Genomic DNA, 12934 nt, shown 5'->3' with positions numbered 1-12934 from the left:
GCCCCGGTCCTTACCGCGTGCCGGGTTCTTCCCGTTCCACCGGAATCCACAGCTGCCCGCGGCCGTGCGTGCCACCGGCCTCCACTTGGACGCTGAGCATTTCAGGGCCGGGTGCCCACCGGTATGGGTTGGCCGGGAACCACTCGGTGGCTGCGTCCGCCCACATGCTTTGCAGGACTTCCGGGAACTTTCCTTCAGTTTCGAAAACCACCCATAGGCCTGCTGGAACGTCCATGGCCGCGAATTCCTCCGGTGCCGGCTGGCTGGATGCCACCGCATGCCAGTAGTCCAGTCCGCTTCCTTCGCTGCGCTGCTCATCGATGTTGTCGGTGACGGACAGCGGGCCTGCCGGTTCCATATCTGCCAGTTTCAGTAAGCGCTGGGTGTGAGCGGGGTCCAGGCTCCGCTGGAAATCGATGATGGCCTGGTTCGGGCCTTCGTGGACCAGGGGGACGCGGGCTTTCAGGCCAATAAGGCGGAAAGCGGGCTTGTCTTCAATACGGTGCTTCATGTCGGTGTTCCCTTCGACTCGTAGGTGGAACCTCAATTGAGGTTGGGAATGAAGAACAGCCCCGGCTTGCCTTGCTTCAGAGGGAGTAAGGCCGTGCATGGCCTTGAATGCCCTGGTGAACGCCTCGGCGGAGGCGTAGCCGTATCGGACAGCAACGGCCAGGACAGTGCCGCCGTCGATGATTTCCGCTGTGGCTGCCGTCAGGCGGCGCCTCCGGATGTACTCCGAAACCGGCAGCCCGGCCAAGGACGAGAACATCCGCCGGAAGTGATATTCGGATGTCAGGGCGATCCGGGCCAAAGTCCCCACGTCGATCTCTGCCGTGAGGTCCGCCTCGATTGCCTCGATGGCCCGGTTCCATTCCTGCATACTGTTTGCGCTCCCTCGTGCCGCCTGGTTCGGCCTGCTGTGTCTTCGTTCCTGCCTCTGACGCTACGCAGGGTCTGGGGCCGATACCCCACCTATCCTTGCCCGAAAGTATCAGGCCCGGCGCGCGCCCGCGGGTTGGCGCATACCCGGCGGGTTGGGGCGTACCCCGCGGGGCATTACCTGCCGATCCGCGGAAGCGTTCAGGGGGCCGGGGCGGGGCCGGTCCCAGTGCCGGGCAGGACCGGCTCGGGGGCTGGACACAACGCAAGGACCCGGAGGCTGCGGCTGCAGCACTCCGGGTCCTTGGTGTTTTTCAGTTGATACCGGTTCGGTTTCTACCGGTCACTCATTACGGCCGACTGGAGCCGGATGCTTCTTCATCGGGTTCCGATGAGAAGGGCCGGTCCCGAGGGGTGTCTTCCGTATTGTTCTCGTCCAGTTCGGCATCGGCCGAAGGCACCGTCTTTTCGGCGTAGTCGCCGGCGGTGTAGTCTCCTCCGGCGTCCTCCTTCAGGGTCTCGGGGGATACTCCGGAATCACCGTAGTCGCCCTCGGAGTACTGCCCCTCGAGTTCCTCGCCGTTGGCGTCGTGGTTCGGGGTGTCAGCCATGGTGGGTCCTGCGGCTGGTGACCAGGCCGTAGATCAGCAGCACGATGATGGAGCCACCGATAGCGAGGAGCCACGTGGTCAGCGAGAAGAATTCCTGAAGTCCGGTGCCGAAGATGAGGCCACCGATCCAGCCGCCCAGAAGTGCGCCGACGACGCCCAACAGGAGGGTCACGAACCAGCCGCCACCCTGACGGCCCGGAAGAATAAGCTTGGCGATGGCACCGGCCAGGAGACCGAGCAAAAGAAAACCAAAGAAACCCATTTTTGCTCCTACTTTCTTGTTGATGGAAATTCCATGAACGTGGTGAAGCGGTTCACTTCATCGGGTGCCTGTTCCCGATTTTAGGCACCGATATGTTGCCCCTGAGAGGCAAATGGAATACGGGGAGTGGAACAGTGGTAAAACCCCGATGAAATTGTCATTGCGTTCAATACAGCACTCCTCCCGATGGGGGGTCGGGCTCAGTACTACAACTGCAACGCTAGCCGTTCGAGGCACTAGTAGCAAGTAACCTGACTATCTACCTGCCTCGGCCACCGGCCCGATATCACGGGGATTCGAGGGTTGGAACTGCTCCAGGGGTGCAATGGCGGGCCCCTCCTGGCCCGTCGACTACCCCTTCAGCAGCGTTCCGGCTTCCGTGGTCCGGTGCCATGGTTATCACTCCTCGGCTCATGAAACTGATGCTTTACGGAACTTCCCGACGGGTATATTTCCTGCGGGCGTCCCTTGGATGGCATGACAGTTTAGTCCATTGCGCCTGGCATGCAAATGATCCATAAACGCAAGGATTGTAATATGCAGGTGACAGCGCAAGGCCCGCGGGGCTAGTGTCGAGGAATAACGCCTCGAAAGGAGTGATTCCTGTGAAAGGGAAAGCATTGTTCGCCGTTGGAGTGGCCGTCGGCTACGTATGGGGATCAAAATCCTGGCCGGAGGTGTACAAGCGACTCCGCGGGGGCACCGAAAAGGTGCTCAAGAACCCGGAGGTCCAGGACAACGTCCATCATGCCGCCGAAGCTGTCCAGGAATCAGTCCCGGACATCCTGGATAACCTCTATGAGGCCGGCAAGAAACTGCTGGAGAAGGCCGAAGCCGTCCTGCCGGGCATCACCTCGCCGAAGTCGGAGCAGAAGCCCGGTGCCTCAAACAGCGGTGCCTCAAACAGTGGTAGCTCAACCAGCAGAACCTCAACAAGCGGGCCGACCGTCACCACCGTTCCCACTGTCACCCCCGTTCCCGCAGCGACCGGCGTCGAATCCGATGTCGTGTCGGACCCTGCCCGGGATGACACCACCGGAAGCGACTGGACGGACGAGGGCGGCGCAGCGCCGGAAGGGCCGGCCACCAATACGCCGCCCAAGGCCTGACCTAAGCTGACCCGACGCCGGCAAGTGCCGGCGTCGGGCTCTATTTTCCGCGTTCCACGCTGGCCACAATTGCCTCGCCCAACTCTGTGGGCCTGGTGAATTGTGGCCAGTGGCCTGTGGGGAGGTCGATGTAATCGACATCCCGGATCCGCGCGAGCTCAGCGGTGAAGGGGTGCCCGGCGTCCATCCATTCCTTAAGGAGCGAGGACGGGAACTGGCACGCGATGATGGTGGCCGGAACGTCGTAGCGGCGGACGTCGCCCAAATGCTGCTGGTCGCAGGCCACTCCCTTTGGTTCGGGGATGGCGCGGGCACGGAAGGCGTCCTTCAGCTCATCCGTCAGGTCAACAAGGTCCTCGTCCTCGAACAATTCCCACGGCGGCAGTGGGATCTCATCGCCGTCGTCGGGCAGTTCGTCATTGATGACCCCGCCCTCACCGAGCGGACCGCTGTCGACGTATATAGCGCGGGCCACCCGGTCCGGCCGGGCGTCTGCCACGCCGTGGATGATGGCGCCGCCGCCCGAGTGGCCCACCAGGACCACCTTGCCTTCCAGGGCATCCACCGCGGCAACCACGGCGTCGATGTGCGTGCGAAGTCCTATGCCGGCGCGGGGTGCATCGGCTGATTCCAATCCAGGCAAGGTCAGCGGGTGCACCGTATGTCCGGCCGCCACCAGCGGGGGAGCCACCTCCTCCCACGATGAGGCGTCCAACCAGAAACCGGGTACGAGGATGATGTCCATGCGGGTACCCTACGGGAGCCCGCCGACAGTTTGTAGGAGTGGCTACTTTCCTTCCGCCAACTTCTGCACCGTCTTTGCCAGAATCCCGGCGCGCGACCCGGTTGTCCGGGCTTTGAGTATCGGCAGGATGAGGAGGTACCGGTCAGTCTTGCCCAGCTGTTCAAAGGCTTCCCGGGCACCACTGTTTCCTGCCAGGGCGGCTTCAAGGTCCTCGGGAACCTCGGCCTTGGCCTGCGAAACGTAGGCCGATTCCCAGCGGCCGTCGGCTTTGGCTGACTCAATTTCGGCTATGCCTGCAGGGTGCATGCGTCCGGCCTCGATCAGCCGGGCAACTTTGCCCACGTTCACCTGCGACCAGGAACTTCCGGCCCGACGCCGCGAATACCTTTGCAGGAAGGTCTTGGGGTCATGGCCCTTGCGTTGGCCATCAATCCAGCCGAAACACAGTGCGCCGTCCAAGGCGTCCTGGATGTCGATGAGGCCGGTCCCCGCGTTCTTCTTGCCGATCACCAGCCACGCCTCGGTCTTGGTGTCGTGGTTCGCGGCGAGCCACTGTTCCCATTCCGTGCCGCCGGCAAACCGCAGCAATTCCCGTGCGTCATCGTGCTCCACGGCCGCTCCTCCCTCCGTTGCCCTTCGCCTTCTCCCAGCATCCTCCAAGTTAGGAGCAATTGGCGCTGTTTTCAGTGCCGGCAACCACGTCGACTGCTACCTACGTAGGCGAGGATTTGGGTCCCGGAAAGGGGTTGACGCAGGTCACGTTCCCAGTCCATAGTTATCGTATACGATTTCGTACTTGATGCAGTTGGACGAAGAGGAGGCGCCGTGACACTGGAGTTCCGGACCCAGGAGATCAGCCAGGACATGCTGGCCCGGACGCGCAAAGTCATTGCCGTCCACATCAACTACCCCAGCCGGGCGGCCCAGCGCGGACGCACTCCCGGGCAGCCGTCCTACTTCCTGAAGCCTTCCTCGTCGCTGGCACTCGGCTCCACGGACGCCCCCGGATCGGTGGAACGCCCCGCCGGCTGTGAACTCCTCGGCTACGAGGGCGAGATCGCTCTGGTCATCGGCAAGTCAGCCCGCCGCGTCAGTCTTGAGAACGCCTGGAGCCACGTCGAATGGGTCACGGCGTCCAACGACCTCGGTGTGTACGACCTCCGCTACGCAGACAAGGGCTCCAACGTCCGGTCCAAGGGCGGCGACGGTTTCACTCCCTTTGGTCCCGCGCTGATTCCGGCCGATGCTGTTGATCCCGCACAGCTGCAGATCCGTACCTGGCACAACGGAGACCTCGTCCAGGACGACACCACCGAGGACCTGCTCTTCCCCTTCGCCCAACTCGTCGCGGACCTCTCCCAGCTGCTCACGCTCGAAGAGGGTGACATCATCCTCACCGGCACCCCCGCCGGAGCCTCCGTTGCCAAGCCAGGTGACGTCGTCGAGATTGAGGTCACCGGAGGTGGATTCAGCAGCGGCCGCCTGGTCACCAAAGTAACGGAAGGCACGACGCCGTTCGCGGACTTCGGTGCCCGGCCCAAGACAGATGACACCCAGCGGGAAGAGGCCTACGGTTCCCGGGAGGCCGCCGGGCTGCCTGCAGGACAGGAGGCTGCCACGAGCGTGCTGACTCCTGAGCTGAAGGCGAAGCTTGAGTCCGTCGCTACCGCCACACTCTCGTCCCAGCTCCGCAAGCGCGGGCTCAACAACGTGAGCATTGACGGCTTGCAGGCCACCCGCCCGGACCGCAAGGTAGTAGGCCTGGCCCGGACCCTCCGCTACGTTCCCAACCGTGAAGACCTCTTCAAGACCCACGGCGGCGGCTTCAACGCCCAAAAGCAGGCCATCGATTCCGTGAACGAAGGCGAAATCCTGGTCATGGAAGCCCGCGGCGAGAAGGGCACAGGCACGGTGGGGGACATCCTCGCGCTGCGCGCCCAGGTCCGCGGGGCAGCGGCCATCATTACCGACGGCGGCGTCCGCGACTACTCTGCAGTGGCCGACCTGGAGATGCCCACCTACTTCGCCAACCCGCACCCGGCAGTGCTGGGCCGCCGCCACATTCCGTGGGACACCGACATCACCATCGCCTGCGGGGGAGCAACCGTTCAGCCCGGCGACATCATCGTGGCCGACTCCGACGGCATCCTGGTGATCCCCCCGGCCATCGCCGAAGAACTCGTGGATGACTGCATTCAGCAGGAAAAAGAAGAGACGTTCATTTTCCGGATGGTCCAGGAAGGCAACAGCGTGGACGGGCTGTACCCCATGAACAAGGAATGGCAGGCCCGCTACGCGGAGTGGGTAACAGCGGAGTGGCAGAGCAAGCAGGGAGCCTCAGGTGAGTGAAACCGCCGTCGGAAGTGCCGCCGTCGACAACGCCGGTGCCCAAAGCAAGTCCCAGCAGGCTTATGCCGCCGTGAAGGCAAGGATCGTGGAGGGCACCTACACGCCGGGTTACCGGCTGGTGCTGGCCAAGATCGCCGAGGACCTGGGCTTCAGCGTGGTCCCGGTCCGCGAAGCGATCCGCCGCCTGGAAGCCGAAGGGCTGGTGAAGTTCGAGCGGAACGTGGGCGCCACGGTGTCCGGGATCGACCCCACCGAGTACCTGTACACCATGCAGACCCTGAGCATCGTGGAGGGCGCCGCCACCGCGTTGTCCGCCCCGCTGATCGATTCAATCTCCATTGCCCGGGCCCGTGCGGTGAACGAAGAGATGCGTGAGTGCCTGGAGCACTTTGATCCCGTGCGTTTCACCGCGCTGAACCAGGACTTCCACAGCGTCCTGTTTGAACACTGCCCCAATCCGCACATCCTGGACCTGGTCCACCGGGGCTGGAACCGGCTGGCCTCCATCCGGTCCTCCACGTTCCGGTTCGTTCCCGGCCGGGCGCAGGAATCGGTGCGCGAACATGAGGCCCTGCTGCAGCTGATCGAGAATGCAGCAGACGCCGACACCATTGAAAAAGCAGCCCGCCAACACCGCGCCGCAACCCTGGACGCGTACCTCTCCACTACCAACTAAAGCTTTGGAAGAAAAGGAAGACAACGATGACGACCTCAGTAGAGACCACCAAGCACTACATCCCCGAGAACCTGCCCTCCCACATCCAGCACTTCATCAACGGCGAGTTCGTTGACTCCATCTCGGGCAAGACCTTCGATGTCCTGGACCCGGTATCCAACGGCAACTACGCCACCGCTGCGGCCGGCCAGAAGGAAGACATCGACCTCGCCGTCGCCGCAGCCCGCGAAGCATTCGTCAACGGTCCCTGGCCGAAGATGAAGCCCCGCGAACGTGCCCGCGTGCTGAACAAGATCGCCGACGCGGTCGAAGCACAGGAAGCCCGCCTGGCCGAACTCGAGACGTTCGATACCGGCCTCCCGATCACCCAGGCCAAGGGCCAGGCGCTCCGCGCAGCCGAGAACTTCCGCTTCTTTGCGGACCTGATCGTGGCCCAGTTCGATGACGCCATGAAGGTCCCCGGCTCACAGATCAACTACGTGAACCGCAAGCCGATCGGCGTCGCAGGCCTGATCACCCCGTGGAACACCCCGTTCATGCTGGAGTCCTGGAAGCTCGCCCCCGCCCTGGCCACCGGCAACACCGTAGTACTGAAACCGGCCGAGTTCACCCCGCTCTCCGCTTCACTCTGGGCGCAGATCTTCAAGGACGCAGGGCTGCCCGACGGTGTGTTCAACCTGGTGAACGGCCTCGGCGAAGAAGCCGGTGACGCGCTGGTGAAGCACCCGGACGTGCCGCTGATCTCCTTCACCGGCGAGACCACCACAGGCCAGACCATCTTCCGCAACGCCGCAGCCAACCTCAAGGGCCTGTCCATGGAGCTCGGCGGCAAGTCCCCGTGCGTCGTGTTCGCCGACGCCGACCTGGATGCCGCGATCGACTCCGCGCTGTTCGGTGTGTTCTCCCTCAACGGCGAACGCTGCACCGCCGGATCCCGCATCCTGGTGGAACGGGCCATCTACGACGAATTCTGCGAAAAGTACGCCGCCCGGGCCAAGAACATCGTGGTGGGTGACCCCCACGATCCCAAGACCCAGGTGGGTGCGCTGGTCCACCCGGAGCACTACAACAAGGTGGCTTCCTACGTGGAGATCGGCAAGTCCGAAGGCCGGCTCCTGGCCGGCGGCGGCCGACCCGACCACCTTCCCGAAGGCAACTACATCGCACCCACGGTGTTTGCCGACGTCGCGCCTGACGCGCGGATCTTCCAGGAGGAAATCTTCGGTCCCGTCGTGGCCATCACGCCCTTCGAGAACGACGACGAAGCCCTCGCCTTGGCCAACAACACCAAGTACGGCCTGGCGGCCTACATCTGGACCCAGAACCTGACCCGGGCCCATAACTTCTCCCAGAACGTGGAGGCCGGCATGGTGTGGCTCAACAGCCACAACGTCCGTGATCTTCGCACCCCGTTCGGTGGCGTCAAGGCCTCCGGACTGGGCCATGAGGGCGGCTACCGTTCCATCGATTTCTACACCGACCAGCAGGCCGTGCACATCACGCTCGGTTCGGTCCACACGCCCAAATTCGGCGCCTAAACTCGGAGTTTTTGTACAGATAACGCCCCTAATACCCCTTCTAAAGGGCCGTATCTGTACAAAAACTCCATCCAACTGACCCTTTCAACGAAGAGAGAATCCCATGAGCACCCCCTTCACCGGCCCCATCCCTACTCCCACAGTCCCGGCACCGGACATCGTCCGCTGCGCCTACCTGGAACTGGTGGTCACGGACCTGGCCAAGTCCCGCGCTTTCTATGTGGACCTCCTGGGCCTGCACGTGACCGAGGAAGATGAGAACACCATCTACCTGCGTTCCTTCGAGGAATTCATCCACCACAACCTGGTCCTCCGCAAGGGCCCGGTCGCCGCTGCTGCAGCCTTCGCCTACCGGGTGAAGTCCCCGGCAGAGGTGGACGCCGCCGAGGCGTACTACCGCGAACTCGGCTGCCGGGTGGAACGCCGCAAGGAAGGCTTCACCAAGGGCGTGGGCGACTCCGTCCGCGTGGAAGACCCGCTGGGCTTCCCCTACGAGTTCTTCTACGACGTTGAGCACGTGGAACGCCTCACCCAGCGCTACGACCTCTACTCCGCCGGGGAACTGGTCCGGCTGGACCACTTCAACCAGGTCACCCCGGACGTCCCGCGCGGCCGCAAGTACCTGGAAGACCTCGGCTTCCGCGTCTCCGAGGACATCAAGGATTCCGACGGCGTCACGTACGCGGCGTGGATGCACCGCAAGCAGACTGTGCACGATACCGCCCTGACCGGTGGCAACGGCCCGCGCCTGCACCACATCGCCTTCTCCACGCACGAGAAGCACAACATCATCCAGATCTGCGACAAGATGGGTGCCCTGCGCATCTCGGACCGGATTGAGCGTGGCCCCGGACGCCACGGTGTGTCCAACGCGTTCTACCTCTACATCCTTGACCCGGATGGTCACCGCGTGGAGATCTACACCCAGGACTACTACACCGGCGATCCGGACAACCCCACCGTCACCTGGGACGTCCACGACAACCAGCGCCGCGACTGGTGGGGCAACCCCGTGGTCCCGTCCTGGTACACCGAGGCCTCCCTGGTCCTGGACCTCGACGGCAACCCGCAGCCGATCATCGAGCGCGAGGACAAGTCCGAAATGGCAGTCACCGTGGGCGCCGACGGCTTCTCCTACACCCGCCCCTCGGGCGACTCGGATGAAGCGGCCGAGGGCTTCAAGCTCGGAGCGCAGGTCTAAGCCCATGCTGGACGCGAAGACGATCGAAGCCATTGCCGACGAGCTCCTTGAGGCCGGACGTTCCCGTACGCCCGTTCCTCGGCTGACCGCCCGCTATCCAGGGATGACGGTGGAGGATTCCTACGCCGTGCAGCAGTTGTGGATGCGGCGGAATGAGGAAGCCGGCCGCACGTTGGTGGGGCGCAAGATCGGCCTCACGTCCAAGGCAATGCAGGCCGCCACGGGCATCACCGAGCCGGATTACGGAGCCATTTTTGATGACATGGTCCTGGAAACCGGCTGCTCCGTGGAGTGGGACAAGTACACGCACCCCCGGGTTGAAGTGGAGTTGGCGTTTGTGTTGAAGTCAGGCCTCAAGGGTCCCGGCTGCACCATTTTCGATGTTCTCAACGCCACCGACTACGTGGTTCCGGCCCTCGAAATCCTGGACTCCAGGATCGAAATGGAGGGCCGGACCATCGTGGACACCATCTCGGATAATGCCGCGATGGGCGCCATGGTGGTGGGCGGCCGCCCAGTGCGGCCGGACGCCGTCGACCTCCGCTGGGTATCGGCCATCCTGTACAAAAACCAGACCGTGGAAGAGACCGGAGTGGCCGCCGGAGTGCTGGATCATCCAGCAAATGGCGTGCACTGGCTGGCCAACAAAATCGCCGCGCACGGGGACTCCATGAAGGCCGGAGATATCATCCTGGCGGGCTCGTTTACCCGCCCCCTCTGGGTGTACAAAGGTGATACCGTGCACGCTGACTACGGACCGTTGGGAGTTGTGACATGCCACTTCAGCTAGGCCCCACTTTCTACTCGGCGCTCACTGAGGCGGGCCGTCCACTCGCCGGCATGTGGGTGTGTTCCGGCAGCCCGCTGGTGGCGGAAATCTGCGCCGGCTCGGGGCTGGACTGGGTGCTGATCGACGCCGAGCACAGTCCCAACGGGCTGGAATCCATCCTGGCCCAGCTTCATGCTGTGAGCGGCTATCCGGTCCAGGCCATGGTCCGGCCTCCCGTGAATGACACCGTGGTCATCAAGCAATACCTGGACCTTGGAGTGCAGAACCTGCTCATTCCCATGGTGAACTCGGCCTTCGAGGCAGCATCGGCCGTGGCGGCTGTCCGATACCCACCGCACGGGGTCCGGGGTGTGGGTTCGGCGCTTGCCCGGGCCTCGCGCTGGAACCGGGTTCCGGACTACCTGGCGTCCGCCTCGGAATCCATCAGCCTCACGGTCCAGATCGAATCCGAGGCCGCGGCATCGGCTGTGGAGGAGATCCTGGCCGTTGATGGCGTGGACGGCATTTTCCTCGGTCCTTCGGACCTTGCCGCCTCCATGGGCCTGCTGGGACAGCAGGAAAATCCGCTGGTGAGGGCCGTCGTCGAACATTGCCTCGCTGCCGCCAAAGCGGCCGGAAAGCCCGCCGGCGTGAACGCCTTCAACGAGTCAACCGCCCGCGCCTATCTCGACGCCGGTGCCTCCTTTGTGCTGGTCGGCGCAGACGTTGCTGTGCTGGCCCGCGCCTCCGAAGGGTTCGCCTCCACGTTCATTCCAGTGTCTGAAACGGCGGACCGCGAAAGCTACTGATCTGTTCCAGCCCGGGGTAGACAGTGGGCTAGGCTCGATTGAACGAGAGTCTGAGGGGGCAGTGCCGTGAATGGTCGTGTTGTAGCTGTAGTTGCCGTTGTTGCTGTGATGGGACTGGCTGGTTGTTCTTCGCCGGTGGGCCCGAAGGTCCTTTCCCGCGAGGCGACAGCGGAGGACGCACTTCCGGGGAACGTAAGCCTCACCGGTGTGGATCTTGAGGTCGAGCCCGGGTCGACACGTCTGTTGGCTGCGCATGACGACATAAAGTACTACGCGGCCAAGAGCAAGACAGGCGGATCCGCTTGCTTGTACGCGGTGCCTGTGGGACTCCCGGAACGATGGAGGGCGGGGTGCGCGGCGTTTGGCACAGGTGAGGAGATTCTCACCCTGACGGTCTTCGACGATTCCGAGGCGAAGCTCATTAACGACGACGTCGACGCCGGCCAGCCGAAGTACCAGGGGTGGACCGAGATCCACCCGAATGTGCTGATCCGTTCCCGCTGACTGGACTGGGCTCTGGCGCTGGGTGGGTTCTGGCCCGCCTACTTCCGCGCCATGTACCACTCGGTGAATTCGCGGGCGCGTCCGTCTTCGGCGAAGCGGATCACCCAGAGATTGTCGTAGGTGGGCTCGCCGTTCAGGTACGTGGTGAGGCCCTGGACGAATGCGGTGTCACCGTCCTGGCCCAAGAGGGTCCATTCGAACGTCCAGTCCTCGGGCTTGTCGCCGGCGTCGGACCACGCTGTGACGATCTCTTCGTGGCCGTTCCATGGTTTATCCGTGTTGGGTTTGTCGTAGTAGACCGCATCCTCGGTGAAGAGGCCCCGGATATCTTCGGGGTCGTTCGAGGTCCACGCTCGTTCGTACTTGTCCATCCAGGAGTTCACATCGCTCATTCCTCCGTTCTACCCTCCGGGGCCGGTGGGTTCAACGGTGGGCTTGCTGCTTTCACCGAACGTTCCTTCCCAGTTGGTGTGGGGCGTCCTGCGTTCCTTCCCAGTTGGTGTGCGGGCGTCCTGCGTTCCTTCCCAGTTGCCGGTCGGAATGTACGACGACGGCCGGCTGGTTTCCGCTGTTTGCTGCGTTTCGCGGGGGCCGGGTCAGTTCCAGGGAGTGGGTAAGTGGGCAGGAACGCTGGCGGGGAGGGCTGTGCAGTTTGGGGGCGGGGCAGATCAGGCCGGACGGGCGATTCCCCGCGATGACCGGCGGATGTGGTCCGGGGTGAGGCCGGTCAGTGAGGCGAGCTCCAGGTCGTCGCAGACGTGGTTACGGACGGCCATGACAATCAGGGCTTCGCGTCGTTCGGTGATCTGGGTCCGATGACGTTCGGCGGCCCTGAGTTCGTCGCTCTTCTTCTTTACGGCGGACAAGTGGACGCTGCGGGGGAGCCCGCTCGGGTGGAGATCGTCATAAGCCAAAGCGATGGTCCTGACCGCCTTCATGTTCTCCCCTGTAGCCGCCGAAACAGTGGCGATGGTGAGCCCATCCTCAATCGCCTGCGCAATCAGCTCGTTCCTGGCAGCGGTCAGGGTACGGATGGCGCTCGTTGCGTGGGACAGCAGTTGCCGGTGCACTCCGAGGGCATGCGCCAACTTGGCATGATTCGTGTGATTCGTGTGATCCGTGCGGTCCTTGGGCTGCGGACGATCCGTGGGCTGCGGTCGCGGAGCCTTGGCCCGGTAGGTATACCGTCCGGTGGCCGAGCGGGCTTGGAGTGAAACAGTGGGGGCTGACCCTGCCTGGGCTGTCATTGGCTCCCTTTCAGTTTCGGAACAGCACTTCTGATCCCTCGAATCTAGGCAGTGTTCAGCGGTCCAAGGAAATACCAATACCGCGTGAACCCATAAGCAAAGTGCATGGAAGAAGTGCCCCAGAGCGTGTCAATGGGCCTCTCGGGTGCGGGATGGGTGCTGAAACCCCACCAAGAGATCCACGTCATAAGAGCCCCTTATAGATCCACGCACATTAGGTCTTATCCACAGCGCC

15 protein-coding genes are annotated in these 12934 nt (G+C 63.3%); 8 read left to right on the top strand and 7 right to left on the bottom strand.

The annotated features are described in order from the left end of the window. Positions 1 to 10 precede the first annotated feature (10 nt). The 3 genes from LDN85_RS20615 to LDN85_RS20605 form a co-directional block, all read right to left on the bottom strand. Positions 11 to 880 carry an AraC family transcriptional regulator gene (locus LDN85_RS20615; RefSeq protein ID WP_026543062.1) on the bottom strand — a complete coding sequence of 290 codons (870 nt, stop codon included), beginning with the start codon at positions 878 to 880 and terminating at the stop codon, positions 11 to 13. Between the two features lie 349 nt (positions 881 to 1229). After that, positions 1230 to 1490: a hypothetical protein gene (locus tag LDN85_RS20610; RefSeq protein WP_223944054.1), complete on the bottom strand. Its 261-nt coding sequence runs from the start codon at positions 1488 to 1490 to the stop codon at positions 1230 to 1232. After that, positions 1483 to 1752, bottom strand: coding sequence for a GlsB/YeaQ/YmgE family stress response membrane protein (locus tag LDN85_RS20605; protein ID WP_026543060.1), 270 nt, complete (start codon positions 1750 to 1752; stop codon positions 1483 to 1485). The genes LDN85_RS20610 and LDN85_RS20605 overlap by 8 nt, the downstream gene beginning before the upstream one ends. A 605-nt stretch (positions 1753 to 2357) precedes the next feature. Here LDN85_RS20605 and LDN85_RS20600 point away from each other — a divergent pair. After that, positions 2358 to 2861 (top strand): hypothetical protein, encoded by a 504-nt coding sequence (locus LDN85_RS20600; protein ID WP_091553301.1) that lies wholly within the window; start codon positions 2358 to 2360, stop codon positions 2859 to 2861. Positions 2862 to 2901: 40 nt separating this feature from the next. Here LDN85_RS20600 and LDN85_RS20595 read toward each other — a convergent pair whose 3' ends face one another. Both LDN85_RS20595 and LDN85_RS20590 read right to left on the bottom strand, forming a co-directional pair. Beyond that, entirely contained in the window at positions 2902 to 3606 is a 705-nt protein-coding gene (locus LDN85_RS20595) for an alpha/beta hydrolase (RefSeq protein ID WP_223944053.1), read from the bottom strand. Between the two features lie 42 nt (positions 3607 to 3648). Then, positions 3649 to 4218, bottom strand: a complete 570-nt coding sequence (locus LDN85_RS20590) for a YdeI/OmpD-associated family protein (protein ID WP_223944051.1) — start codon at positions 4216 to 4218, stop codon at positions 3649 to 3651. 252 nt (positions 4219 to 4470) lie between these two features. On the opposite strand from LDN85_RS20590, the gene LDN85_RS20585 reads away from it, so the two are divergent. From LDN85_RS20585 to LDN85_RS20555, 7 genes are all read left to right on the top strand, one after another. After that, the gene (locus LDN85_RS20585; protein ID WP_263422099.1) at positions 4471 to 5955 is read left to right on the top strand and encodes a fumarylacetoacetate hydrolase family protein; all 1485 of its coding nucleotides are present in this window, start codon (positions 4471 to 4473) and stop codon (positions 5953 to 5955) included. Next, entirely contained in the window at positions 5948 to 6631 is a 684-nt protein-coding gene (locus LDN85_RS20580) for a GntR family transcriptional regulator (protein WP_026543056.1), read from the top strand. Before LDN85_RS20585 ends, LDN85_RS20580 begins: the two co-directional genes overlap by 8 nt. Positions 6632 to 6657: 26 nt before the next feature. Next, positions 6658 to 8169, top strand: coding sequence for a 5-carboxymethyl-2-hydroxymuconate semialdehyde dehydrogenase (gene hpaE, locus LDN85_RS20575; RefSeq protein WP_026543055.1), 1512 nt, complete (start codon positions 6658 to 6660; stop codon positions 8167 to 8169). Positions 8170 to 8272: 103 nt separating this feature from the next. Further along, positions 8273 to 9370, top strand: coding sequence for a 3,4-dihydroxyphenylacetate 2,3-dioxygenase (gene hpaD / locus LDN85_RS20570; protein WP_091553291.1), 1098 nt, complete (start codon positions 8273 to 8275; stop codon positions 9368 to 9370). A 4-nt stretch (positions 9371 to 9374) separates the two neighbouring features. Continuing rightward, positions 9375 to 10160, top strand: coding sequence for a 2-oxo-hept-4-ene-1,7-dioate hydratase (gene hpaH, locus LDN85_RS20565; protein WP_091553289.1), 786 nt, complete (start codon positions 9375 to 9377; stop codon positions 10158 to 10160). Then, positions 10145 to 10948: an HpcH/HpaI aldolase/citrate lyase family protein gene (locus tag LDN85_RS20560; protein ID WP_026543052.1), complete on the top strand. Its 804-nt coding sequence runs from the start codon at positions 10145 to 10147 to the stop codon at positions 10946 to 10948. The genes hpaH and LDN85_RS20560 overlap by 16 nt, the downstream gene beginning before the upstream one ends. Positions 10949 to 11014: 66 nt before the next feature. Next, entirely contained in the window at positions 11015 to 11452 is a 438-nt protein-coding gene (locus LDN85_RS20555) for a hypothetical protein (protein WP_223944047.1), read from the top strand. 38 nt (positions 11453 to 11490) lie between these two features. Here LDN85_RS20555 and LDN85_RS20550 read toward each other — a convergent pair whose 3' ends face one another. Both LDN85_RS20550 and LDN85_RS20545 read right to left on the bottom strand, forming a co-directional pair. Beyond that, positions 11491 to 11844: a nuclear transport factor 2 family protein gene (locus LDN85_RS20550; protein ID WP_223944045.1), complete on the bottom strand. Its 354-nt coding sequence runs from the start codon at positions 11842 to 11844 to the stop codon at positions 11491 to 11493. Positions 11845 to 12120: 276 nt separating this feature from the next. Beyond that, on the bottom strand, positions 12121 to 12699 hold the full coding sequence (locus LDN85_RS20545; RefSeq protein ID WP_223944044.1) for a hypothetical protein: 579 nt from the start codon (positions 12697 to 12699) through the stop codon (positions 12121 to 12123). Positions 12700 to 12934: the final 235 nt, after the last annotated feature.

Origin of the sequence: Arthrobacter sp. StoSoilB20, assembly GCF_019977295.1 — a bacterium.
In the GTDB taxonomy this organism is placed as follows: domain Bacteria; phylum Actinomycetota; class Actinomycetes; order Actinomycetales; family Micrococcaceae; genus Arthrobacter; species Arthrobacter nicotinovorans_A.
Note: the sequence above shows the minus strand (reverse complement) of the source record. Positions and strands in the feature narration are given on the sequence as shown.

Coding starts and splice junctions, on each gene's coding strand:
- LDN85_RS20610 (WP_223944054.1), bottom strand. CDS start 1,490: ATGGCTGACACCCCGAACCACGACGCCAACGGCGAGGAACTCGAGGGG.
- LDN85_RS20595 (WP_223944053.1), bottom strand. CDS start 3,606: ATGGACATCATCCTCGTACCCGGTTTCTGGTTGGACGCCTCATCGTGG.
- LDN85_RS20545 (WP_223944044.1), bottom strand. CDS start 12,699: ATGACAGCCCAGGCAGGGTCAGCCCCCACTGTTTCACTCCAAGCCCGC.
- LDN85_RS20585 (WP_263422099.1), top strand. CDS start 4,471: ATGCTGGCCCGGACGCGCAAAGTCATTGCCGTCCACATCAACTACCCC.
- LDN85_RS20615 (WP_026543062.1), bottom strand. CDS start 880: ATGCAGGAATGGAACCGGGCCATCGAGGCAATCGAGGCGGACCTCACG.
- hpaE (WP_026543055.1), top strand. CDS start 6,658: ATGACGACCTCAGTAGAGACCACCAAGCACTACATCCCCGAGAACCTG.
- LDN85_RS20550 (WP_223944045.1), bottom strand. CDS start 11,844: ATGAGCGATGTGAACTCCTGGATGGACAAGTACGAACGAGCGTGGACC.
- hpaD (WP_091553291.1), top strand. CDS start 8,273: ATGAGCACCCCCTTCACCGGCCCCATCCCTACTCCCACAGTCCCGGCA.
- hpaH (WP_091553289.1), top strand. CDS start 9,375: ATGCTGGACGCGAAGACGATCGAAGCCATTGCCGACGAGCTCCTTGAG.
- LDN85_RS20560 (WP_026543052.1), top strand. CDS start 10,145: ATGCCACTTCAGCTAGGCCCCACTTTCTACTCGGCGCTCACTGAGGCG.
- LDN85_RS20605 (WP_026543060.1), bottom strand. CDS start 1,752: ATGGGTTTCTTTGGTTTTCTTTTGCTCGGTCTCCTGGCCGGTGCCATC.